Raw genomic sequence first — 22,634 nt, 5'->3', positions numbered from 1 at the left:
CCCAAAGTGATCGAGAAGATCGTGGAAAGGCTGGGGGAGTCCCCTTCGGGGCGTGAAATCGCTGACATCATCAGTTCCGGCCATCTGTCCCAGTCCCCCGGTTTTAGGGACACCGTCTCCATGTTGGGTTCCGGCCGCCCTGACCAGTTTCCTCGGGCCGTGGACCAGCTCCGGCTTGGCGACCAGTTCTACAGAAGCGGCCTGCACCACATCGAGTTCGAAGTCAAGAATGCCGCGATCAAGGCGGACATCGATGTGCGGGTGACAGATGACACAGGAAACAGCTTCGGCTACCAGATGAAGCGGCTCAACAATCCCAAGAACCCATTCGACTCGATCGCCAAGCCGGACAACTTGGGGCAATTGTCAAAGTCTGTGGCCGACCATAAAGTCATGCTCATCGACGGCCAGGGATCAGTCGCCGAGTGGGAGGCCCGAGGGATTCCGGAAGAACTCCTGCAAGTACACAAAGGCGAGCACCCGTTCAAGAGTGAGAAGGGGCGTGGCATCCTGTTCGTACTCCGGCTCGACGACGGTACGATCATTATCCCGCCGGGCTCCAAGGTCGACCCACGAGGTGTTCTGTGATTGCGACGACCCCTGTCGGAAGCTGGTCCTGGGAGACCAAAACGCAGATCTCCGACGATGACCTTGCGACACGGTGCACACAAGGGGTTCTCAACGCCTGGATGGTCCTGCGCGCACGCGGCCTCGCCGAAGGTAACGCGCGCGCCGACCTCACCGTCCGAGCCAAGGATGATGACACCGTCCTGCTCGGCCTGAAGAGAGTGCACGTAGACCTACAGAGCGCTCTCTCCGGGAATCAGTTCTTCAGCGACCTGCCGACCGTCGACTGGGATCGTGTTGGCGTGGTGACGATCGACCTCTCAACGCCTGGCGCCAGCCTCCGAGCCGGCCAGCCGCGTCACGTCGAAAAGCTCTTCACGATCTCTGTTGACGCGTGGGCGAGCGGTGCGGGAACTCTGACACTTCACACGTTTTCCGATGCCTGGATGTCCCACGACCTTCGCGGTCACAAGCAGCCCGAGGTGCAGGAGGAGAACGCTCCACGCCTTAAGTCCGCTCTCGCTGCGATCGAGCAGCTGACGGAGGCTGAGACCATTCCCTCGGACCCCACTTCGTACGGCATCCCAACCGAGGACGGTTTCGAAGACCTTCCGGACGAAGACCCGGACCTGCTGGATTCCTGGTACATGTTTGAGGTCCCGCGCCGAACTGAGCAGATTCAGGCGAAGCTTCCACGGACCGCGGTGTCATTCGGAATGGAGACCAACTCGCCAGTCGAGTTTTTCGAAGTGGCTGTCGGCGGTCGCGTTGTCGGTTACCTGTGGGCAGCTGACGGCGACGACGCCGCAGGGTACGAGCCGCGTACCCCAGCTGGCGATGAGGCGCTCGACACCGGATGCTCATGGCTGGCACGCCTGAGCGAGGCAAAGAAGCGCGGGCTCTCTCCGTCCCAGGCGTTGCGTGACCTGTCAGCGTGGCCCGGCGACTCACAGGCCGGGACCATCGTGTCCGCCTCACTGCGAGAAGCCTCCTCACTGGAGGATCTGCAGGAACTCTCGGGACGCGAGTGACCACCCGCCGAATGGCCAAAGCAGTGAGCGCGAAGAGCAGGACGTCATCGCCCTCCCCCCGGAGATGCCGGATGCCCGCAGTGTGCTTGCCGGGCTGTATGCCGGTGGTCCCGATCTTCGAGTAGCAGCAGCGCCGCAGTCGACCACCGCTGAAGGATCTTCGTGACACAGGACGTCATTGCCCTCACCCCGGAGATGCCGGATGCCGGCAGTGTGCTTGCCGGACTGTACGCCGGTGGTCCCGATCTTCGGGTGAGCAGTAGCGCCGAGGGGGCTGTGGTCCATCTGCGTACGCAGGACGGGCGTTGCGTCGTGACGGTCGAGGTTCCGCTGTTCGTGCAAGTGCCGGGTGAGATACGCCGGTTGCTGGGTGCGGGGGCGGGAGCCGAGGCGCCGGTGTGGTGGACCGAGGTGCGGGCGACCACGGCGGTCGCGGAAGCCGAGCGGCTGGCCGGAGCGGTAGCCGGACGGCTGACCGCGTTGCTGGGCGGGTCCACCTGGCCGGCCGACGCCGCGCACACCGACGTCGTCGCCGTGCCCTCCGAGGACGGTGGCAGCCCCGTCGACAGCCCGCTTGCCGTCGACGTCCTCACGCCCCAGGCCGCCGTGATCCTCCAGGACCGTCCTGTTGTCGCCGCAACCACCTGGCTCACCGACCTGCTACAAAACTGCATCCCGTCGGGACGCGAAGTGCAGATCGTCACGCCGCCCGGCACGCGGCTGACCCTGCCCGTCCGCACCCTGCTGACCAAGGTCCCGGCCCGCTGGATCGTCCGGGACCCCGACTGCGGCTACTACGACGGTCTCACCGGTGCCGTACTCCACTGGCACGAAGGCCGCTTCACTCATGCCGTCACGTTGGACGGGCGCACTCCGATCGCGGACGCGTTCCACTCCGGCGCCGGCGCCGGCGGCCAAGACGAACAGCAGCTTCACCTCTCCATCCGCACCACCCACCCCGCCGTTGAAGACCTCCTCCTCGGCGGCGCTCTGGAAGCCGCCTGGCAGACCCTCACCGGCGCCCCACCCGCCGGCTGGTCGACCGCCGAGCCCGTCAACCAGCCCTGGTCACCGAGACAGCTCACCGAACTGGCCCGCAACCGTGCGAAGAAGGCCGCCCCCACCTGGCTGGTCGCTGTCGGAACCCCCGACAGCTCGGCGATCGCCACCTGCCGCATCGTCCACACCCCGGTGGGAGTTGAGGAGCACATCACCCTCGCCGTCGGCCACACCTCAGACCGGCCCCCGCCCCTCGACAACCTTCCCGTGCTGGCCGAGACCCTCGCCACCCGGCACAATCTCACCTCAATGCTCACGCACCTGCGCCCCGCCCGCGCCGACCTGACCACCCCGCCCCACCACGAGCCGCCCCCGGTCCCGCTCTCCTTCACCCTCGGCGCCGACGCCGTACGCGCCGTCGGGCGCACCCACGCCGAAACCTTCCAGCACCCGCGCCCGACGCGCCTCGGCCCCGCAACGCGCTCCGCCCTGCACTACACCCTCGGCAACGGCACCGACCCCACCGCCTGGCAACGCCTCCAGGACCTCAACAACCACCTGCAAAGCCGCCAGTGAAATTCCGGCTGAGCCCGCGCGGCACGGACAGGTGTCGCAAAACCGCGGCTCAGCGCTCGCCCGCCTCACGCCGTCGGTCGCAGTCATGCCCCGGTTTCATAAGCGCATTCTGCGCTCCTCGGCGGCCCTGAGCCGACCGGTCACCCACAGCCGTGTACCGGACAGATCCTTCGAGAAGAACCGGGCTGCCCGACGAGGCCCTCGGCACGGTCCATGCGCGGCCGCACACCGTGCTCACGCCCGCAGGGCTGGCCCCGTCTCGCCGGAACTCCCTATCGCAAAGGGGCAGTTTCCTGTCGGGCGTCATCGGATGGGGCGCCGGCCAGAGCGGCGGGACCAGCGCACGGCGATGAAGGCCAGGGCGGCCACGAGGAGCACGATGCCGATGATCAGCAGATAGCCCAGGCCCTCTGCCACCGCGCCGATGATTCCCAGCACGACGGCCACCAGGACGAGGAGCAGGAAGAGAGCCACGGACGCCTCCTTCGGGCTGAGCCTGGGCGGTCAGCGGCGTGCGAGTTGCCGTTCGCCGCCTGAGCCCGGCTGGTAGGGCATGTCGTAGTGCTTGAAGATCATTTCCTCTGCCTCGGCGGGCAGGATGTCGTCCATGCCGATCGAGGGTGCCTTCCTCACCAGTGCCCTCGCGTGGAAGACCTTGACGTAGTCCGGTCCGAGGATCGCGTCGTCGAGGGGGACGAAGGCCAAGCGGTGGCGAGTAGGGAGTCCGGTCCGGACCGTGGCCATGGCCGGCTCGTCGGTGGTGGTGTCCACGTAGATCGCTTCGAGCACGCCGATCTTGTGGCCCCTTGGATCGACGACGTTGCGGTTGCGCCACTCACGGATATCGGCTGCCTGGATCATGGCTGCCCTCCTGCCGTTCACCCGGTCGGTTCGAACCTCCCCGCAGGGGGGCGCAACCAGCCGAGACCGGTAGCCCTTTGCTCTTCCAGGCTATCCGGGAACCTGCACGCCGCGCCCTCGCGCGGCGACTGTATCGACGTGGTAGTCGACAGGCATGCCAATGGAGCCATCCAATGCAGCAGGTCGCCCATCTCTGTTCGGACGGCTACGTAGCGCGATCAGCCATTCACCGGTCGGCCGCGGGTGGCGTCGGAGCAGCGATCTGGAGCTGGGGCCGCGTTCGCTGGGCTTCGCGGCGCTGGGGTTTCTCACATTGGTGCCGCTGCTCATCATCGTTTCCTCGGGCGACCCCGAACGCGGGCGGGGGTTCGGGCAGTGGCTGGGGGAAGGACTCGGCGTATCAGCCGCCTCCAGAGAACTGGTGGAGCAGCTGTTCACCCGGCCCGGCCAGGCCCTGCGGACGACGACCGCGTTCGGCATCGCCGCCCTCGCTGTCTTCGGCCTGACCTTCGCAGCGGCAGTACAGGCCGGTTACGAGAAGGTCTGGGACCTGCCGCCAGGCCGCTGGTGGGCCAGGTAGCGGCATGTGGTGTGGCTCGGCGTGCTCACCGGATACCTCTTCGTATCCGCGACCACCACGCTGCGACGAGATTCCCCCGCGGGCGCGTTCGCCGCCGCGCTGAGCGCCGTCCTGTTCTTCTGGTGGTCGCAACGATTGCTGCTCGGCGGGCGGCTCCGCTGGCGCGCCCTGTGGCCCGGCTCGGTGGCCACCGTGATCGGGCTGCTCGCTCTCAGGGTCTTCTCCCGGCTCGTCTTCTCCCCGTTGATCGCGTCACACGCTCTCACCTACGGGGCCATTGGCACCGTCCTGGTCATCCAGTCCTGGCTGGTCGGCGTGGGCGTCGTCATCTTCGGCGGCGCCCTGGTCGGCAGACTGCTGCACGAGGGGATCCCACGCGCGGCACACGCACTGAAGCGGCGACGATGAGCATCGAGAGGATCCGTACAGCGGTCCGTCTCTTGGACGTCATTCCGCCGGGTCAGATCACCGACGTCTCCCGCGAGTTCGATTCTCGTCACCCGCTCCAACCAAAAACCCCGGGCCAGCAGCCCGGGGCATGAAGTTGCGCGCCAGCGCTACGGGCAGTCTTCTTCGAACTTCACCGCTGTGATGTCGACCGGCTGCCCCTTCAGCTCCGCTTCTGGGCTGGGCGTCTGAGCGCATACCTTCCAGTTGCTCTCCATCAGCACCATGCGGCCCTCGGCAGCATCCGTCACAGTGACCGACGTACCCGAGTCGAGGGCTCCGCGAGCGGCCTTCACCGATTTACCGACGAGGTTCGGCATCTTGCCACCTGCCGCTTCCAGAGGCTCCGCGTCCTTGGCGGGGCAGCCCTCTTCGAGCTTCACCGCACCGAAGTCCAGCTTGGTTTCCGTGGACACCGTCTTGCCTGCCTTGATGTTCTGCGAGCAGACCTTCCAGTTCCGATCGAGGGCTTGCAACCGGCCTCGGCCCAGGCTGTCGTGCGACGACAGGACGTAGAAGCCCTTGCTCTGAGCGGTGTCCTGCGCAGACTGAAGCCCCATGCCGACGAAGTTCGGTACCAGCGCTTCCTTGCCAGTGTCCTCAGCGGTGGGCTTCGCTTTCTCTTTCGGCTCAGCCGGCTTGTCGTCGGATGTGCCGGCCTGCTTGGGCTCAGCCGTGACGGTTACGGTCACCTTGGGTGCAGGTGTCGCGCTTCTGACGGTTTCCGCGCCGCCGCTTCCGGCGCTACCGATGATGACCCCGATGAAGAACAGGCCGACCGCAGACGGAATGACGACTCGCTTCCGCGCCCAGCCCGGCTGTGCTCCTGGCGGTGTCGGTGGCTGTACTGGGGGCTGACCCCACTGCGGCTGGGTCTCGTTGTTCCAACTCATTTGTCCCCCGAGGGTGGTTCGTGGAGGCATGACCGTAACGGCCCGGTCGGGAGCTGGGGGAGGTAGATCCTCCGGAAGTGATGAATCTGTGACGCAAGTGTGGGGAAGTGCGATAGTTCCCGACGAGGACCCCACTGTTCGGGGTGGGCGTTCGCGTGTCAGCCCCAGTCGCAGCCGGTGCCGTCGTTGTCGCGGTCCAGGTGGCTGCCATAGCCAGGCTCGCCCCGGTGGACGGGCGCGGCACCGGCGGCGCGGGCGGCGGCGCAGTTCTCGTAGTAGACGTCCGAGCCGGTGTCGTCGCTCTCGTCGCTGCCATAGCCGTTGGCCTCGGCGGTCTCCGTCTCGGTGACGGTCACGGTCACGGTCGGGCCTGGCTTCGTGACCGTCGCCTTGGGCGCCGGCGTTGCGGTGGCGGTGGCGGTGGCGGTTGGCGTGGCGGTGACCGTCTCAGTGCGCGCCGGGGCAGCGCTCGGGTTCGCGGCCGCTGCCGCCGGTCGGGCGTCCTCCGACCCGGCAGTACTGCCGCAACCGAAGCCGACCAGCATGATCAGAACTCCACCGACGTACGCGCGCTTCATCTTCCGCAGCGGCCGTTGTCGCGGGCTGCTCGTGTACGGGTTGCTCAAGGTCCCCCCCTGTGCAGATTCTGTGAAGGCACACCGTAGCGCCGAAAAGCCCCGGGCGGGCGGCCCGGGGCTGTGTTCCTGTCCGTCAATGGTGAGGCCGGGGCTCGCGCCACATCGCCCTCAGGGCAGGGCCGTCGGGGAGTGGGATTTCACCTCTGCCGCGGAATCCGTGGCGCGCGTACAGGACTTGGTTGCGTGCGCTCGTGGCTTCGAGGTAGGCGGGCAGGCCGTTCCGGTCGCACTGCTCCAGCACGGTGTCGAGGAGAGCGGACCCGATGCCCCGCCCCTGTTCGCCGGGGCGCGTGCCCATGATCGGCAGGTAGCAGTGCGGCTCGCGCGGGTGGTGGTCATCCAGGGTCGTGAGCAAGCGCAGCACGGCGGGGGCGAACTCGTGCGTCACCCGCTCGACAGCGGCGGCGAAGGCATCGGCCTCGTCGTCGAAGGCTTCCTGCACATGCGGTGGCATCCAGAGGGCTGCTCCGGCGAGGTCGTCGCTCACGTACACCTCGTCGTACTCCATACAGCCTGTGACCCAGAGCTCGAAAAAGTCCGGGAGGATACGCCGACGCCTCGCGGGGTTGTCCCATGCCCACCCGATCACCGGGTCGGCGAAGAACGCGGCCGCAAGGGTCTCGGTGACGGGCCGGACTTCGGCTGCCGTGGCCTTGCGGGGGCGGGGTCGGGGGCGGGTCCGCGAATGGACTGGTTCCGTCAGTTGCATGGTTGCGGCTCCCTTTTCGGTCAGGCCGCCCGGAAGCGGACTGCGACGTCGGCGGGCTTCTGGAGCGCGAGGTAGATCGGGCAGCGCTCCTGCCACACCCGGGCGATCTCGGCGACGGCGGCTTCGCCGTCCGGGCAGTCCACCGTCACGTCCACGGACACGTCGCGCAGATCGGGCTCCGCGCCGTCCATGCCCAGCAGCCCGCGGGCGTCCGTCCGACACCGCGCCGCTGCCTCCACGGACGTGACCCGCACACCGAGCTGCGGTGCGAGGGTGTCCTGTACGAAGGCGACGGCGCAGCCGGCCAGCGCGCCGAGCAGCAGCGCTGTGGGGCTGGGTGCCTGGTTGGTGCCGCCGAGCGGCGCGGGAAGATCGGCGTGCATCGTGAACGGACCGGCCTGCATCGTGACCCGGCCGTCCTCGGAGCGGGCGGTCACGGTGGGCGCGCTGCGGGCCCCGTCCGGCTCCTTGGTCCACATCGCGGTCGTCTCTTCGATGATCTTGGTGCTGCCCATGTCTGGCACACCTCCCCATTCGGGTCGTTATGCACCGAATGTAGGTAGGTTGCGACGCGGCAAGAACGGCAGAATTGCCGTATTCACGCAATGGTCTCCAGGAGGGCCAGTTCACCGGCCCTGCGTGCCGCCTCTGTCCGCGTGTGGCAGCCGAGCTTGGCGAGCAGGTTGCGCACGTGCATGTCCACGGTGCGGGGGCTGAGGAACAGCCCGCCGGCGATCTCGGAGTTGGTGAGTCCGGCCGCGACGAGCCGCAGGACCTCGCGTTCGCGGGACGTCAGCCCCGCCGGGTCACTGTGCCGAGCGGCCCGGCGGCCGAGTCGGCGCCGTACATCTTCGCCGAGGGCTTCGAGCTCCCGCAGGGCCGCGGCGGCCAGCGGGCGGGCGCCGAGGGCCCGTGCCGTGTGGTACGCGGGGACGAGCCGCTCGACCGCCTTGCCCCGGTCCCCGGCGGCGGCCAGGGCCACACCGGCGCGTACCTGCGTTTCCGCTGTTTCGGGCGGGAGGGCGACAGCTCCCAGCAGCGCGAGTGCCCGCTCGAACTGGTCGGCGGCGCGGCAGGGATCCTCCTCCAACAGGGCACTCTCACCCAGGGCATGGGCGAGCGCCCCGGTCGCCTCCGCCGTGCCTGTGGCGGCCGCGATGCGCGCGAGGGTGTCCGTGCACGCGCCCAGGTCACCGCGCAGGCCCCGGCGGCCGAAGTACGACGAGGACCAGCGCAGCGCGGCCACGGAGTAGTGGAGCTCTTCCCGGATGCGGCAGCGGGCGTTCAGTTCCCGCAGCCTGGTCACGGCGCTGTCGTCCTGACCGTCGAGGTCGTCGGCCCGTGCCAGGCCCCAGGACGTGTCGATTTCGAGCCCGAACAGCTCGTGGGTCTGCGAGAACGCCGCGGCGCGGATGAGATGGCGACGCGCCTGCGCCGTCGTACCCCGGTTGGCGAGGATGAGACCGATCTCCCCGGCAGCCACCATGTGCGCCACTTCCGGCGCGTCGTCGGTGGCCAGAACCTCGTGACCCACTTCCAGCGCGCGGTCCCACTGGCCGGTGTGCCGGAGCGCCGGGGCCAGACAGGCGAGGCAGACGTGCGCGTCGGCGTCCAGGCCGCGACTGCGGCAGAAGGTCAGCGCGTCGGCCCAGGCGTCCAGCGCCGCCGGGTAGTCCGTGCGCTGTTCGAGCGCGTCGGCGTGCAGGTAGTAGACCTCGGCGGTGAGGGCGTCGAGCTCGGAGCTCAGGGCCAGGTCCAGCGCTTCGCGAGTCAGCTCGGTACCGGCGACCCCGTCGCCGAGTTTGGTACGGATCAGCCCCTCCAGGCCCGTCGCGCGCGCCCGCAGCGCGGTGACGTCGTGCGCCGCGGCCTCGGTCTCCACCTCCGCCCGTGCCTCCCGTACGAGTCGCAGCGCCGCGGTGAGGTCGCCCGCGTACTGAAGATGCGCGGCCGCCGCCAGCCGCTCCGTAGCGGCCTCCGTCGGCAGACCGGCCCGGGCGAACTCCTCGACGGCCAGGTACCGGGCCCCCAGCGCACGCGGCCAGTCGTCGGCCAGCTCGTAGACACCGGCCAGGGACCGTTCCGTACGGGCGAGCGCCTCGTGGTCCCCTGCGGCACGATGTGCGGCCGCCACTTCCTCCCAGGCGCGGGCCGCCTCCGCGAGGTCGCCACAACGCTCGGCGCACTCGCCGAGCCGGTCCACCACCTGTACGCGGGCCGCTTCCTTCTCGCCGGGCGGCCAGAGGACGAGAGCACGGTCGATCGCGTTCCTGGCGTCGCGGTAGGCGTGGACCCGGCACGCCGCCTCCGCGGCGGCCAGCAGCGGCGGCCGGGCGCGCGCCGGCTCGTGGGCCTTGTCCCAGTGCGCGGCCACGACGGCAGGCGCCTCGCCGCGTACCTCCAGTGCCTGCGCCAGTACGGCATGGAGGCGCCGACGCCGGGCCCAGGGGATGGCGGCGTACAGCGCCTCGCCCACCAGTGCGTGGCGGAACGCCGCCTTCCCCGCGGCCTCCTCCGCCCCGCCGACCGGGTCAGGAACCTCCACCAGTACGCCGGACTCGAACAGCTCCTCGACCGCCTCCTCCGTTCCCAGCTCGGCCAGAACCTCGGCCAGAACATCGAGGTGGACTGTCGCTGCGACGGCGGCGAGCTCCGCGACGGCCCGCGCCGGCTCCGACAGCCTCGCGACGCGCTGGAGAACGGCGTCCCTCACGGACTCGGGCACCACCCGGTCCGGGGAGGCCTCTCCCGCCTCCGTGACCGCCGCCGCAAGCTCCTCCAGGTAGAAGGGCAGGCCGTGCGCGCGGCGCACAACGGTGTCCAGGACCTCCGGCGCGACTCCGTCACCCAGCAGCCGCCGTACGCACACGGCGCTGTCCTCGCGGCCCAGTGGCCCCAGCCGCACATGCCACTGCCTGCCGCCGGGGGCGCGCCGCAGCCCGGACCGCAGGCTGCGTACAGGATGCTGACGCGGAAGTTCGTCACTGCGATACGCCCCGATGACCAGCAACGGGACCCCGGGCACCGGCGCCACCCAATCGGCCAGGACGGTCAGCGTCGCCGCGTCGGCCCACTGCAAGTCGTCGAGGAACACGACGGTGGGACGCCGGCGGGCGAGGCGCTCGAACGCCCTCTTCATCGCCGATGGAACGTCCTCCATGCCCTCGTTGCCCTCGTCCGCCGCTTCGCCGCCCGAGCGGCGCGGATGCTGATCCCGGAGCTGATCCCACAGCTGATCCCGGAGCGCCGCCATCAGCGGCCCGTACGGGACCGCCCCACCGCGCGCACCGCCTCGCAGCACCGATACATCCGCTACGTCCGCCGAGCGCAGGACGGACTCCACCAACGTCGTCTTACCGACCCCGGTGTCGCCCTCGACGAGATACAGTCCGCCCTCCCCATCCTTCAAGCGGGCGATGGCTTCATGGAGAACGGCTTGCTCGCGCCCGCGCCCCACGAGCCGGCCCGCCCCCTCGGCAGAGGCATCCGGGGCGTGGGCGACCCGCTTGTCCATCGCGCGGCGACTACTGAACGGAATCACTCCATTCGGTTGCTCCCGACCGACCGAACGATCGATTAATCCAATGTAAAACGGATGCCCGCGTCGCGCCCCAAAGGCTGCGGGCCACCCAGCGAGCCTCCTCCTTCGTTACCATCAACTGCCAGTCAATGAGGGGGAGAGACGCCGTGCCGGAGTCATCTGTTTCGCGACGCTCGACGAAGAAGTGCGAGCAGGCGTGGCTCCAGGCTGTCGCTCACCTGCGACAGGGCAACCTGACAAACGCGGCTCGATGGTTCGAGTTCGCCATCAGTCATGATCCGACGGCAGCCGACGCCTGGCTGGGGCTCCATGCCACCGGTTATCGCCGGCGAGAGGCGATCGAGGCCATGGCTGGACTCCAGCATTCCTTCGGCGCCCTGCGTTCGAAGTTCACAACGCCGTTGTCCTCACAGTTCCAGATCGGGGGATACGTTCGCTTCCGTCTGGAGACGGCCCGCGATCTGTGGCTGGCAGGGATGGCTCAGCTACTGGACGGCGATCGGCTCGACGAGGCGTGGCAATCGCTGTCCACCGCCCTCCTGGACTGCGACGAGACCCGGTTCGTCTGCACGCGTTACGCCTTCTTGAAGAAGGACTGGCCGCTCGTCCTGAGATTCGGCGAAGGCATCAGCGACCCGTTTCTGCGTGACGAGTCGCAGCTTTACGTCGCTTCGGCGCTGGTGGTGCAGGAAGTGTTCCACGAGGCTCTCGACGTGCTGGCGCCCTTGCCACATGCCCTGGGAGACCAGAGCGATTTCCTGGGTGAACTCGCTTACTTACGCGGCAGGGCGCAAGAAGGGCTCGGTCGCCCCGAGGAAGCGCTGAAGCAGTTCCAGAAGGCCTTCCGGTACAGCCCGGAACTAGCCGACGTGGCCGAGCGGGCGAAGACACGAACTACCGCGCCGGCAGCTGTCCCCGTCCAGGCGGCCCCGGACTCCCGGCACCGTCCGAAGCCGGCTGCCGACGCCGGCGAAGCGCCCTCCCTTACCGACGACTCCAGACGAGCGCTGCTGGACGAAGCCCTGGCCCAGCTCGACGACATGGTGGGCATGGCTCCGGTCAAGCGTCAGGTGCGCACGCTGTCGGCCCAGCTGAGAATGGCCGCCGTCCGCAGGGATCAGGGCCTGACCGCAGCGCCCGCACCCCAGCACTTCGTGTTCGCCGGGCCACCCGGCACTGGCAAGACGACTGTCGCGAGGATCGTCGGCAAGATCTTCGCCGGACTCGGACTGCTGGAACGCGGACACGTGGTGGAGGCCCAGCGCGTGGACCTGGTGGGACAGCACCTCGGCGAAACCGCTCTCAAGACCACGAACGCCATCGACGCCGCCCTCGACGGAGTCCTGTTCATCGACGAGGCGTACGCCCTGATCAACAGCGGCTATTCGGGAGGTGACGCCTTCGGCAAGGAAGCCCTCCAGGTGCTCCTCAAGCGTGCCGAGGACGATCGTCACCGTCTGGTCGTTGTCCTCGCCGGCTACTCGGACGAGATCGGCGGGCTTCTGGCCACCAACCCCGGCCTCGCGTCCCGGTTCAACACCCGCGTGGACTTCCCGTCGTACACAGCCGGTGAACTCGTCCTCATCGCGCAGACGTTCCTCGGCTCCCAGGGTGACGTGCTCGCTGAGGACGCGGCAGTCGCGCTGGAGACCTGCTGCGATCTCGCCGTCACCAACGGGGTGATCGACCAACTCGGCAATGGCCGCTTCGCGCGTGAGCTGTCCCGGAAGGCGGCAGCGCTCCGAGATCTGCGCATCTACGACCTCCATGGAAGCTCCGGCGTGCCCTCCCAGGAGGAGATCACCACACTCCATACGGGCGACATCGTGGACGCCTACCAGGAATTGACGGAAAACGTCTTGCCCACGGCCTGATGCGTCGCCCTGCGGCGCAGTCGGCGGCACCGTGATCTTCGCCGGCTCCGCCATCGCCCGAAACGTCTGCCCCCGGCGGTCGTCCTGCCTCCCACGGCAGGAGCGTAGTGGCGAGTCCGGGTCGCGTCGTACGACAGGGCTACTGAACGGAATCGCTCCATTCGGCAGACGAGCGACCAGAGAACCACGCGTTTCGCGCGCAATACGACGACATATCTGTGAGTACGAGACACCATCGCCCGTAAATCTTCGCAGCAGCGTCACAAGGGCTGCGCACCACCTTCGGGGAGTGCCATTAGCGTTACGGCCGCTCGATCCCGCGTGCGAACTCAACAAGTCGCCGGCGTCCCTGGCGGCGCAGCCAGCACAGAAAGATCGCAATGGACTACTGCTCGTCGTGCCGCCGAGACCTCAATGGGGTGTTCGTGTGTCCAGGGTGCGGCGCATACGCTCCGGACATCGCCCCGCCCGCCCGTCGGCAACACGGCGCGGGCGCCGCTACCGCGACTACGCGGGACGTATGGCCGACGGAGGAGATATTCGCTGCGACGGCCGATGCACCGGACGCTGATTCCTCCAGCGGCCCGGAAGGCGCCGCCACCGGCGCCGCCACCGCTGGGCAAGGCAGGGCGGCTCGGCGCCGGCAGCTGGCCCGCTGGAAGAAGCACCGGCGTCGGGCCGTGGCCGCGACAGCGTTTGCGCTGGTCAGCGGCGGCCTGACCCTGGCCGCGTTGCCGACCGCCAGGCCGTCCACCAGCCAGACGAACGCCGGCCCGCCGCCGGAGCCGGTGACCGCGTCGGCCGCGCCCCAGGGAGCCACCGCCGGTTCTTCCTCGGAGCAGCCGGACGCCCCTGTGGCGCGGCAGCCCGGCACCCGCCCGCCCGCGGCCACCGGCCGGCAGCACAACACCGCCGTCGCCGCGCCTTCCACCGCGACGACGAACCGGCAGCCGGAAGCCGCCGCCGTGGCTCAGCCGCCCACGGCCGCGAACGCGACGCCGCACAGCGCGGCGGTCTCGGCACCCCGGCCGGCCGAGCGTACGGGCGCTGACACCACCGGCACCCCGCCCTCCGCTCCTCAGCCCTCAGTCCAAACCCCAGCCCCCGCCCCAGAGACGACCGCGCCCGCTTCCGACGAACGCCCCGGCCTCGTAGGCACGGTTGCCGGCCTTTTGCCGGGCGCGACGGCAGCCGAGCCGACCTCACCGACGCGGGTGTGCGTCATCGGTGTGTGCATCTGACACCGCCGCGACATAAGGAGGCCGAATGCCCGTGAGCACTGCCTACGTAGCCCGACTGCACAGAATTGGCCGGTGGTGGGCCGTCGATGTTCCGGACCTCAACATCCATACACAGTGCCGCACCTTGGATGAGGCCGAGGACATGGCGCGCGACGCCATCGCACAAGCAATTGACATTCGACCGGACACGATCACCGTGGATCTCGTGGTTCCGGAATTCGCACCGCTTCTGCAGTGCGTACTGGAGGCAAAGCGGCAGCGTGCCGCGGCCGACGCCGCCGAACAGCAGGCGCTCGCCGATGCCGCTCGCACGCTGGTCGAGGACTTGCGCGTAAGCCAGGGTGATGCCTGCCGACTGCTCGGCCTGTCTCACCAGGAGGTGTCCCACCTCTCCCCGGCCCGAGGCTCCGTCGACGCACGTCCATGGCAACTCGGCCCTCTCACCACGCCGAGCACACCGGGCTTGGGCATCCCTCGTGATACGTCGCAGTCCGCAAAACGACATCAGCCTCAACGTCAGCGACCAGCACTCACCAATGGCTCATCCAGGCAGGCGTCATTCAGCCGTCCGGGCTGGGCGATTGCCGAGGACGACGGATAACTGGCTCGGAGCCGCAAATCGATATGCGATCGCAGGTTTGGAAGCGGTTTCGCATACGTGGATCAGGCAAGCAGGGAGAGCATGAGCAATTCCCATGAACCCATGCCCGTAAACGACCCCTATACCCCCTACACCCCTCACCGGGACGGCGCCGGAGCAAACCGGGCAGCTTTGATCATCCACACGATGGCGGACGTCGCCGCAGCCTTTCTGGGGCTTTGGATCCTCCTGTATCTGCTCGGTGCCAACGAGGGAAATGTCTTCGTCGGCTTTGTGCACGGAATCGCGGACTGGCTGGCCGGCTGGTCCCAGGACATCTTCACCATGGAGAGTGAGGGTCTGCGGGTTTTCCTCAATTACGGTCTGCCTGCTGTGATTTACCTTTTGCTCGGCCACGGGATCGCCTCGCGCGTACGTCGCCTCTGACCCGTCGAGCCCCCCGGCGGCGGCCCGCGTCATCCCGCCCGGTGCTCGCGAGCACCGCCGCCGGCCGGCCCGCAGGCCGACATGGTCGCCTTGCGGAGGCGGCACGCGCGCCACGGACCTACCGTGGTCCGAGAGAGCGCCATAATTCCGACCGGCGCTCGGGAGGAGGCCACGATGGACGAGCACTTCGTCTGGGTGACGACGCGCCGCATCAAGCCGGGTTCCCTGGAGGATTTCGAGCGGGCATGGCGTCCGAGTTCGCATCCGCACGGCATGCTCCGCGCCTTCGCGTACTGGTCCGAGGACGGGCAAGAGGTCACCGGCGTGTCGTTCTGGGACTCCAGGCAAGCGTGTGACTCCTGGCGCAGCTCCGACGCGGAGAAGCGACGCCGAGAGGCCATGGCTCCGTACGTCGTCGAGGAGCGGGAAGGCTTCTACCGAGGCGGCGAGCTGTCGCTGTCGAGCGTGTAGCAGGTGGTGGTGGTCACCCACCTCCTCCGAACGCCTGATGCCGTACGAGTGCGGCTGACAGCCCCGAATCCGGGCGGCGGCCTGACGGTTTCCGTCGCACCACCTGCGCTCGACCGAACGGGGCCTGCCCATGCCCAATCCCATGCCCGCTCGTGAACACGATCCGCGCGTCATGCGTGCAGTCGCAGACGCTGGCCGGGGTAGATGCGGTCGGGGCCCTCGTCGAGCTTGTGCTTGTTCAGTTCGTACAGCGCCTGCGTGCCGCCTCGGACATCGGCGCGGTCCGCGATGACGGAGAGGCAGTCACCCGGTTGCACGACGTAGGTCTGCGCGGTGATGGCCTCGTGGGAAATCCGCGGCGGCGCGGTGACCGCTGCCGGAGGCTGGGACTGAGACTGGCGCTGGGGCTGGGCCCGAGGCTGGGGCTGCACCTGAGGCTGGGCCTGGGGCTGAGCCTGGCGCTGCGGCTGGGCGGCGGGGGCGCCGGCTCCGGTGTTTCCAGATCCGGTAGCACTGTGGCTGGTGCGGCGACCGCAGTTGGGCCAGGCGGACAAGCCTTGGTCCTGGGCGACGCGCGCCGCGACGGTGATCTGTTCGGACCGTGAGGCCAGGTCGGCGCGCGGTGCGTAATGATGGCCGCCGTAGGCCCGCCAGGTGGAGGGGGCGAACTGTAGTCCGCCGTAGTAGCCGTTGCCGGTGTTGATGTTCCAGCGGCCGTTGCTCTCGCAGGCGGCGATGCTCTCCCAGTCGGGCTGTGCCGGCACCGACCGCAGCGGAGCCGAGAGCGACTGCGCCGAGACCGAGTGCGTCGCCGCACCCGCCGTAACCGACTGCCTCGCGGTGCTCGCCGTGCTCTGGCCCGCCAGGCCCAGGACGCTCAGCAGGACGAGAAGCAGAGACAGCATCGTTTCGACTGACCGCTTGGCAAGGGGTGAAGACGACATCCGGGTTCTCCTCCGCTGACTTCCGGCAGCGCCGTGACGCAGTGCCCGCCACGGCCGGTGGGCTTGCAACAGATAACCCGCCAGTACGCTTTTCGGCGTGCACGCCGATCGCGACGTGCCGGGCTTTCACTCGCTTGGAGGCCCCGTACGGCGCCCCGCCCCGTCGCGGCGCCGCACGACGTCACCGCGACGCCGGGGATCGGCAAGGCCGTCCTGCAGTGGAAGATCGACCCTGACACGGACGGCGACTACTTCGGCTTCCACGTCTACCGTTCGTCGACGCTCCCCGTGGACACCTCCGCCGAGCCGGTGCGGTGCGGCACGACCTCGAAGGGGCTCGCCGACGGCCGGGTCCAGTACACCTGCACCGATTCCTCTGCGGGCAGCGGCGCCAAGTACCACTACGTGATCAAGGGACACGACGACCGCTCGGTCAAATCGCTCCCCTCCCCCACGGTGACCGTCACCACGCTCGAGGCGGACCAGACGCCGCCCGCCGCCGTCACCGGACTGACCGCCGAGGCGACCGAGTACGGCATCGTCCTGGACTGGGACAGCAACACCGAGCCGGACCTGGCGCGGTACGAGGTCTACAGCGGCGAGCTGTTCAGCGACGGCGAGGAGCAGGTCTGCTCGGCCTCCGCGATCGCGTACTTCGGTCCGGGTGACACGGCCTACACCCACGAGCGGCTTCCCGACGGCGAGGAGAAGTGCTTCTTCATCGACGCCGTGGACACCTCCGGCAACTCCAGCTTCAAGTGGACCCGTAACGCCAATGTCGTGGTCGTCACCGAGAAGGACATGACGCCGTCCGTCGAGACCCCCGACGGTTCCCCGGTCTCGCTCACCACGTACCCGGGAGACGCCCCCGGCAAGGTGGAGCTCACCTGGGACGGCGCCGCCGACGCGACCGGCTACCTGGTCCACCGCTGGAACCCGGCCACCGAGGCGTACGAGAAGCTGACCCCCGAGCCCGTCACCGAGCAGTGGTACACGGACTCCGGTGTCCCCACCGGCACCACCCACTTCTACCGGGTGACCGCCGTGTACGCCGACGGTACCCAGTCGGCCCCCGACGCGGACTGGGTGATTCTGCCGCCCGTGCAGTAACGCCCGTGAAGGCATGGGCATGGATCGGACCATGCCCATGCTCGTCGGAACCTCAGGGTGGCAGTACAAGGACTGGCGCGGCGTCTTCTATCCGCCGAAGCAGCCGCAGCGGCTCTGGCTGGAGGAGTACGCCCGCCACTTCGCCACCATCGAGAACAACAACGCCTTCTACCGGCTGCCCAGCAGGGAGATCTTCGCCTCCTGGCGCGAGCGGACACCGGACGGCTTCGTCATGGCGGTCAAGGCCAGCCGCTACCTGACCCACCTGAAGCGGCTGCGCGAGCCCGAGGAGCCGGTGAGCCGGCTGATGGACCGTACCGACGGCCTCGGCGGCCGCATGGGGCCCGTACTGCTGCAACTGCCACCGAACTTCCGGCAGGACACCGGGGCTCTGGACGCCTGCCTGAGCTGCTTTCCCGGCTCGGTACGGGTCGCCGTCGAGCTCCGCCACGCCTCGTGGTGGGAGGCGGAGCGGGAGCTGAGGGCGGTGCTGGAACGGCACGGGAGCGCACTGTGCTGGGCGGACCGGGGTTCGCGCCCGGTGACGCCACTGTGGCGTACGGCCTCCTGGGGGTACGTACGGTTCCACGGCGGCAGCGCCGAGCCGGCGCCGCGCTACGGCCGTCAGGCACTGGCGTCCTGGGCCCGGCGCATCGCGGACGCCTGGCCGGATGAGGCGGATGTGTTCGCGTACTTCAACAACGACACGGGCGGCGCGGCCGTCGTGGACGCCGCGCTGTTCGGGCGGGCGGCGGCCGCGCTGGGCCGGACGGTGAGCCGTACGCCCGCGCCGCCGTGAGCGTGGCGCAGCGCAATTACTCTCGGTAGGAGAATGGCGGAGTGAGGTCACTTTCTGTGACTGACGCGCGGGTAGGCGCCCTCTGCCGACGGCGTGACAATGGAAGTGAGGGACAGGCCAGGCCTTCCGTTACGGAGAGGCGGGACATCGCGGTGCCGTACATAACTGTGACTGCCTTGAGCCACCCCGGGCTGATCCGCGATCACAACGAGGACAGCCTCGTCGTCGGCCCGTGGACCCTGTGCGACACCGTGACCGAGAATCCCCAGACGCTGGTGTTCCCCCTCGGCACACCGCTGGTCGTGGCCGTGGCCGACGGGCTGGGCGGGCAGCCGGCCGGCGAGGTGGCCAGTTCACTCGTCGTACGCCAACTCGCCTCGCTCGGCCCCTCGTTGGACGACGAACAGTCCGTCCGTGACGCTCTGGACGTCTGCAATCAGGCGGTCTACTCGGCAGCTGACGACGATCCGGAACTGATCACCATGGGGACCACGGTCGCGGGCACCGTCGTCAAGGCGGACTCGCTGCTGTCGTTCAACGTCGGCGACAGCAAGGTCTTCGCCGCCGGCCGCGACGGACTGCGGCAGGTGAGCGTGGACGACAGCCCGCTGCCGGCGCCCGGACATCGCACCACGTCAGCCGTCACCCAGACGCTCGGCGGCAGCCCCACGTTCAGCGCCATCACACCCCATGTGGCGACCCATCCCCTGTCCACGGGCGATCGCTACCTGGTGTGCACCGACGGGCTGACCGACCCGTGCCCGGACGAAGTGATCGAGGGCGTGCTGCGGGAGCACGACGGCGGAAGGGCCGCCTTCGAGCTGTGGAAGGCGGCCATCGAGGCCGGAGGGCCCGACAACATCACGCTCGCGATGGTCCGCATCGACGAACAGTGAGCGTTCAGGGGCGTTCAGGGGCGTTCAGGGGCGTTCAGGGGCGTTCAGTCCGCGCAGTAGGTGTCGCGCGCCGGGCGCCCGCCCGTCGTGAGGAAGGTGGTGACCTCGCGGTCGCCGCAGGCGTTGCCGTTGCCCAGGTAGACGCCGTGGCCGCCGTGCTCGACCGTGACGAGGCGGGCGCGGTCGCCGAGTGCCTCGCGCATCTTCAGGGCGCCGGAGTACGGGGTGGCGGGGTCCCGCAGGTTCTGGACCATCAGGATGTTGGACGGGCCCCGGCCGGTGATCCGGGTGGGCTTCTCCGCCGGCGCGTCCTTCCAGAAGGCACAGGGCGTGACGTTCACCGGCATCCCGGCCGTGAGCGGGTACCGGGCGCGGTCGGCGGCCACCGCACGCTCGTACGAAGATGCCGCGGGAGCCGGCCAGCGGACGTCGTTGCAGATGACCGCCATCGTGACCGCCGCGTCCTGGTCCGACAGGGCCCCGGCGATGTCGGGCGTCAGAACAGGCGTCGAGCCCGGGTCCTGAGCCTGCTTGATGAGCCGGGCCAGCCGGGGGAAGGCGCTGTCGCTGTACAGGGCGTTCTGCAGGGCCTGACGCAGACGGTTGCCGGTCAGCGGAACATTCGGCGTGTCCGACGGCTTCGGCTCCCGGTCCAGCTCCGCCGCCAGCGCGAGGAACATCGGACGTACGTCCGCGGGCCGCTGCGCCAGCCGCAGCCCCTCTAGCCCCTCCTCATCGCGTGCCGGATCCGACGCCCAGGCCGCGAAGTCGGGGAAGCGGCTCTCCGCGCCAACCGACATGTTCGCCAGCCAGCCCCGCGCCACGCGGGCCGGGTCGGGGTCCCCGATGCTGTCCAGCACCCAGCGGTCGGTGTGCCGCGGGTACTTCTGCGCGTACACCGCCCCGACGTACGCCCCGTACGAGGATCCCCAGGCCGAAAGCCTCTCCTCGCCCAGCGCCCGCCGGAACCGCTCGATGTCGCGTACCTCGTTGGCGGTGGTGAAGCTGCGCAGCTCGGCGCCGCCGTTGCGGTGGCAGGCGTCGGCGACACGCCGGGACCGGGCGAGGCTGTCGGCGATCGCGCCGTCCTGGCCGGGCCAGGAGCGCAGGGTCACCAGGTGGCGGTCGCCCTCGTCGAGCCCGCAGCTCGCCGTGGCGCTCTTGCCCACGCCACGCGGGTCGAAGCTGACGATGTCGTACGCGCCCGCCATCTCCTTCCGCAGCGCCGCCCCCTTCTGCGTCAGCCGCTGCACACCGGAACCGCCCGGCCCTCCGGCGATCACCAGCAGCGTCCCGCGCCGCGCCTCCGGCCGGTCGCTGCGGAGGCGGGACACGGCGAGGCTGAGCTGCGGGCCGTCCGGGTCGCGGTAGTCGAGCGGTACGGGCAGCTTGGCGCACTCCTGGCCGGCGGGACCGCCGTCCTTGGCGCAGGGCTGCCACGCAAGAGCGGGTGAACCGGCGGTGGCAGCGCCGGCGGCAGGCGCAGCACTCAGCGTGGACGCGACGGCTGCGGCGGAGAGTGCGAGGAGGAGAGTCCTGGTGGCTCTGTGGGAGTAAGTCGGCATGCGACAAGGGTTGTTGAACGGATCGCTCCTGCCCATGCGGCAGGCATGACACCACTGGTGGGGGTAGCCCCCCAGGCGCACAGCACCGTCACCCGGCCGGGAGGACGGCGGCCCAAGTGCTTACGGTTCGATGGCGTCACCCGACGACCACCCGCCCCATGGAGAGAAGCACGTGGACCCCCGCACGACCACGACAGCCCGTACCGTCACCGAAGTCCTCCAGCCCCGCAACGTCCTGCTGGCGGGCATGCTCGGCATCGGGCTTGCCGCCGCCGGCGACTGGACCGGGCTGCTGTGGGGCCTGCTCGGCGCGCTGTGCGCGGGCATCGTCCCCGCCGGCTACATCGAATGGGAGCGCAAGCGCGGAAGGTGGGGCGACCGGCACGTCGTCGACCGCACCAAGCGGGCCCCGATCTTCTTCGTGATACTCGGTTCCGTAGGCGCCGGCTCGCTCGTCATGCTCCTCGCACAAGCCCCCACCGGCATACTCTTCGCGATGCTCGGCCTGTGGGGGATGACCGTCCTCCTCCTCACCGTGAACACCGTCTGGAAGATCTCGGTGGACTCGGCGGTCGCGTCGGCCGTCGTGGCGCTGCTCGCCGTCGTGCACTCCCGCTGGTGGCTGCTCGCCTACGCCATGACCGCCGCCGTCTGCTGGTCCCGCGTCGCCCTGCGCTACCACACCGTCGCGCAGACCGTGGCGGGAGCGGCCCTGGGCGCGGCCACCACCACAACCTTCCTGTTCGCCTGAACCCCCACCACCCTCACACGGGATCGAAGCCGTTCAGGAAGTGCTCAAGAAGAGCCCTGCGTCCTTCCCCCTCCGCGAGTTGACCGGCCGCCCAGAGGAAGAAATCGTCGGCGAGTGTGTCAATCCAGTCGTACGTCGGATCGAACGGCCCGGGGTCCGGCGCCGGGCAGCGCACCTCAAGCTCCGTACCCCCGCCGCCGAGGACGGTGAACACGTGCGCCCCGTCCGGCCGCCGGGCATGGCGCACCACAACCGTCTCGCAGTCCCAGCGCAGCTCCCCGTACTGCAGCCACAGCTTCCCCGCGTCGGCGTACAGGGCAGCGGCCTGCCCGCCCTCGCCACCGGGCAGCCGGACGAACCCATGGCAACGGCCGGATGCCGGCGCCGAAGCCCCCGTCAAGGGGTCCAGTCCCCACACCCGGCCGTGGTGGTCGTAATCCTGCAGAACTATGACGTGCATCAGTGGCGCGGCTCCAGCCCGAGTTCCCGGTCGATGGCGGCATTGCTGCGGGTCGCGGCGTCGATGACCTTGGCCCAGCTGCCGTACCTGGCGTACTGCTGATCGGCCGTCGGCCCCAGCGGGTTGCCGTACTTCTCCATATTGCGCGCCTCCAGCGCCGCGACCGCCTCCTCGGACATGCCGGCCCGGGTGATGTCCTTGGCCTCGTTGCGCATGTCCACCAGCCGCCGCGCGATCTCCTCGTCGTCGCGGCCGTCGGCGCGCATGCCGGCGGCCGTCTGCTCCATCTGGTCGAGCAGTTGGTGGTAGCGGATCCGCACCTCCCGCGCCTCGGCACGCTCGGCGGGGCTCATCTCCCGGATCCGGCAGACGACGGGATCGGTGCTGGTGCACGGCTCGACGGAGGGGTCCAGTGTCCCGACGACGGCCGTCCTGTACGCCGAACCGCCCGCGGCGTCGGCGGAGGCGGCCCCGGCCGAGAGCGAGAGGCCGGTGAGCACCATGAGTACGGTCAGCAGCAGAGCGCCGGAACGGCGAAAGGCCCGCCGCACAGGGAACGGCAGCGTTAGCCCAAGATCAAATGCGTTCATAGCGGGATTCTCACCGCGCAGCCCTCCGCACCCGCGAAGGCTCGCGCAGGGACGAGCCGCGTAC

General features: G+C 69.3%; 23 protein-coding genes and 1 pseudogene. 13 read left to right on the top strand and 11 right to left on the bottom strand.

What is annotated here, in order from left to right; all coding sequences use genetic code 11:
* Positions 1-6: 6 nt before the first annotated feature.
* From J7E96_RS30210 to J7E96_RS30200, 3 genes are all read left to right on the top strand, one after another.
* Positions 7-588, top strand: a complete 582-nt coding sequence (locus J7E96_RS30210) for a hypothetical protein (protein ID WP_215135910.1) — start codon at positions 7-9, stop codon at positions 586-588.
* The gene (locus J7E96_RS30205; RefSeq protein ID WP_215135908.1) at positions 585-1,598 is read left to right on the top strand and encodes a hypothetical protein; all 1,014 of its coding nucleotides are present in this window, start codon (positions 585-587) and stop codon (positions 1,596-1,598) included. Before J7E96_RS30210 ends, J7E96_RS30205 begins: the two co-directional genes overlap by 4 nt.
* Positions 1,599-1,760: 162 nt before the next feature.
* A complete protein-coding gene (locus J7E96_RS30200; RefSeq protein WP_215135906.1) occupies positions 1,761-3,173 on the top strand; it encodes a DUF6177 family protein in 1,413 nt (470 codons plus the stop codon).
* Between the two features lie 303 nt (positions 3,174-3,476).
* Here J7E96_RS30200 and J7E96_RS30195 read toward each other — a convergent pair whose 3' ends face one another.
* Positions 3,477-3,647: a hypothetical protein gene (locus J7E96_RS30195; RefSeq protein ID WP_215135904.1), complete on the bottom strand. Its 171-nt coding sequence runs from the start codon at positions 3,645-3,647 to the stop codon at positions 3,477-3,479.
* Between the two features lie 30 nt (positions 3,648-3,677).
* Positions 3,678-4,034, bottom strand: coding sequence for a PRC-barrel domain-containing protein (locus J7E96_RS30190; RefSeq protein WP_215135902.1), 357 nt, complete (start codon positions 4,032-4,034; stop codon positions 3,678-3,680).
* 154 nt (positions 4,035-4,188) lie between these two features.
* On the opposite strand from J7E96_RS30190, the pseudogene J7E96_RS30185 reads away from it, so the two are divergent.
* Positions 4,189-5,022, top strand: a pseudogene (locus tag J7E96_RS30185) (YhjD/YihY/BrkB family envelope integrity protein).
* Between the two features lie 149 nt (positions 5,023-5,171).
* Here the strand turns inward: J7E96_RS30185 and J7E96_RS30180 are convergent.
* The 5 genes from J7E96_RS30180 to J7E96_RS30160 form a co-directional block, all read right to left on the bottom strand.
* A complete protein-coding gene (locus J7E96_RS30180; protein WP_215135900.1) occupies positions 5,172-5,954 on the bottom strand; it encodes a PASTA domain-containing protein in 783 nt (260 codons plus the stop codon).
* 158 nt (positions 5,955-6,112) lie between these two features.
* A complete protein-coding gene (locus J7E96_RS30175) occupies positions 6,113-6,580 on the bottom strand; it encodes an excalibur calcium-binding domain-containing protein (protein WP_374196730.1) in 468 nt (155 codons plus the stop codon).
* A gap of 85 nt (positions 6,581-6,665) precedes the next feature.
* On the bottom strand, positions 6,666-7,301 hold the full coding sequence (locus tag J7E96_RS30170) for an N-acetyltransferase (protein WP_215135897.1): 636 nt from the start codon (positions 7,299-7,301) through the stop codon (positions 6,666-6,668).
* Between the two features lie 20 nt (positions 7,302-7,321).
* Complete coding sequence (locus J7E96_RS30165; protein ID WP_215135895.1) at positions 7,322-7,816, bottom strand: OsmC family protein; 495 nt, start codon at positions 7,814-7,816, stop codon at positions 7,322-7,324.
* 83 nt (positions 7,817-7,899) lie between these two features.
* A complete protein-coding gene (locus J7E96_RS30160; protein ID WP_215135893.1) occupies positions 7,900-10,815 on the bottom strand; it encodes a LuxR family transcriptional regulator in 2,916 nt (971 codons plus the stop codon).
* 173 nt (positions 10,816-10,988) lie between these two features.
* On the opposite strand from J7E96_RS30160, the gene J7E96_RS30155 reads away from it, so the two are divergent.
* The 5 genes from J7E96_RS30155 to J7E96_RS30135 all read left to right on the top strand — a co-directional run bounded on the left by J7E96_RS30155 (position 10,989) and on the right by J7E96_RS30135 (position 15,455).
* Positions 10,989-12,716, top strand: coding sequence for an AAA family ATPase (locus J7E96_RS30155; RefSeq protein ID WP_308296198.1), 1,728 nt, complete (start codon positions 10,989-10,991; stop codon positions 12,714-12,716).
* A gap of 680 nt (positions 12,717-13,396) precedes the next feature.
* The gene (locus tag J7E96_RS30150) at positions 13,397-13,957 is read left to right on the top strand and encodes a hypothetical protein (protein ID WP_215135889.1); all 561 of its coding nucleotides are present in this window, start codon (positions 13,397-13,399) and stop codon (positions 13,955-13,957) included.
* 31 nt (positions 13,958-13,988) lie between these two features.
* A complete protein-coding gene (locus J7E96_RS30145; RefSeq protein ID WP_215135887.1) occupies positions 13,989-14,558 on the top strand; it encodes a type II toxin-antitoxin system HicB family antitoxin in 570 nt (189 codons plus the stop codon).
* Positions 14,559-14,639: 81 nt separating this feature from the next.
* Positions 14,640-14,984: a hypothetical protein gene (locus J7E96_RS30140; RefSeq protein WP_374196729.1), complete on the top strand. Its 345-nt coding sequence runs from the start codon at positions 14,640-14,642 to the stop codon at positions 14,982-14,984.
* Between the two features lie 174 nt (positions 14,985-15,158).
* Positions 15,159-15,455 carry an antibiotic biosynthesis monooxygenase gene (locus tag J7E96_RS30135; RefSeq protein ID WP_215135885.1) on the top strand — a complete coding sequence of 99 codons (297 nt, stop codon included), beginning with the start codon at positions 15,159-15,161 and terminating at the stop codon, positions 15,453-15,455.
* A gap of 170 nt (positions 15,456-15,625) precedes the next feature.
* On the opposite strand, the gene J7E96_RS38300 is transcribed toward J7E96_RS30135, so the two are convergent.
* Positions 15,626-16,399 carry a transglycosylase family protein gene (locus J7E96_RS38300; RefSeq protein ID WP_215135883.1) on the bottom strand — a complete coding sequence of 258 codons (774 nt, stop codon included), beginning with the start codon at positions 16,397-16,399 and terminating at the stop codon, positions 15,626-15,628.
* A gap of 63 nt (positions 16,400-16,462) precedes the next feature.
* Here J7E96_RS38300 and J7E96_RS30125 point away from each other — a divergent pair, with 63 nt between their 5' ends.
* The 3 genes from J7E96_RS30125 (at position 16,463) to J7E96_RS30115 (ending at position 19,204) form a co-directional block, all read left to right on the top strand.
* Positions 16,463-17,509 (top strand): fibronectin type III domain-containing protein, encoded by a 1,047-nt coding sequence (locus J7E96_RS30125; protein WP_215135881.1) that lies wholly within the window; start codon positions 16,463-16,465, stop codon positions 17,507-17,509.
* Positions 17,510-17,540: 31 nt separating this feature from the next.
* Positions 17,541-18,308, top strand: a complete 768-nt coding sequence (locus J7E96_RS30120; protein ID WP_215135879.1) for a DUF72 domain-containing protein — start codon at positions 17,541-17,543, stop codon at positions 18,306-18,308.
* A 152-nt stretch (positions 18,309-18,460) separates the two neighbouring features.
* Positions 18,461-19,204 (top strand): PP2C family serine/threonine-protein phosphatase, encoded by a 744-nt coding sequence (locus J7E96_RS30115; protein ID WP_215135877.1) that lies wholly within the window; start codon positions 18,461-18,463, stop codon positions 19,202-19,204.
* 44 nt (positions 19,205-19,248) lie between these two features.
* Here J7E96_RS30115 and J7E96_RS30110 read toward each other — a convergent pair whose 3' ends face one another.
* Positions 19,249-20,769, bottom strand: coding sequence for an alpha/beta hydrolase (locus J7E96_RS30110; protein ID WP_215135875.1), 1,521 nt, complete (start codon positions 20,767-20,769; stop codon positions 19,249-19,251).
* Between the two features lie 130 nt (positions 20,770-20,899).
* Here J7E96_RS30110 and J7E96_RS30105 point away from each other — a divergent pair, with 130 nt between their 5' ends.
* A complete protein-coding gene (locus J7E96_RS30105; protein ID WP_215135872.1) occupies positions 20,900-21,520 on the top strand; it encodes a hypothetical protein in 621 nt (206 codons plus the stop codon).
* 13 nt (positions 21,521-21,533) lie between these two features.
* On the opposite strand, the gene J7E96_RS30100 is transcribed toward J7E96_RS30105, so the two are convergent.
* Complete coding sequence (locus J7E96_RS30100; protein ID WP_215135870.1) at positions 21,534-21,980, bottom strand: hypothetical protein; 447 nt, start codon at positions 21,978-21,980, stop codon at positions 21,534-21,536.
* Positions 21,980-22,570 (bottom strand): hypothetical protein, encoded by a 591-nt coding sequence (locus tag J7E96_RS30095; RefSeq protein WP_251070638.1) that lies wholly within the window; start codon positions 22,568-22,570, stop codon positions 21,980-21,982. The genes J7E96_RS30100 and J7E96_RS30095 overlap by 1 nt, the downstream gene beginning before the upstream one ends.
* Positions 22,571-22,634 lie beyond the last annotated feature (64 nt).

This window comes from Streptomyces sp. ISL-96 (assembly GCF_018614035.1).
Lineage (GTDB): Bacteria > Actinomycetota > Actinomycetes > Streptomycetales > Streptomycetaceae > Streptomyces.
This window is presented reverse-complemented; position numbering and strand designations above follow the sequence as displayed.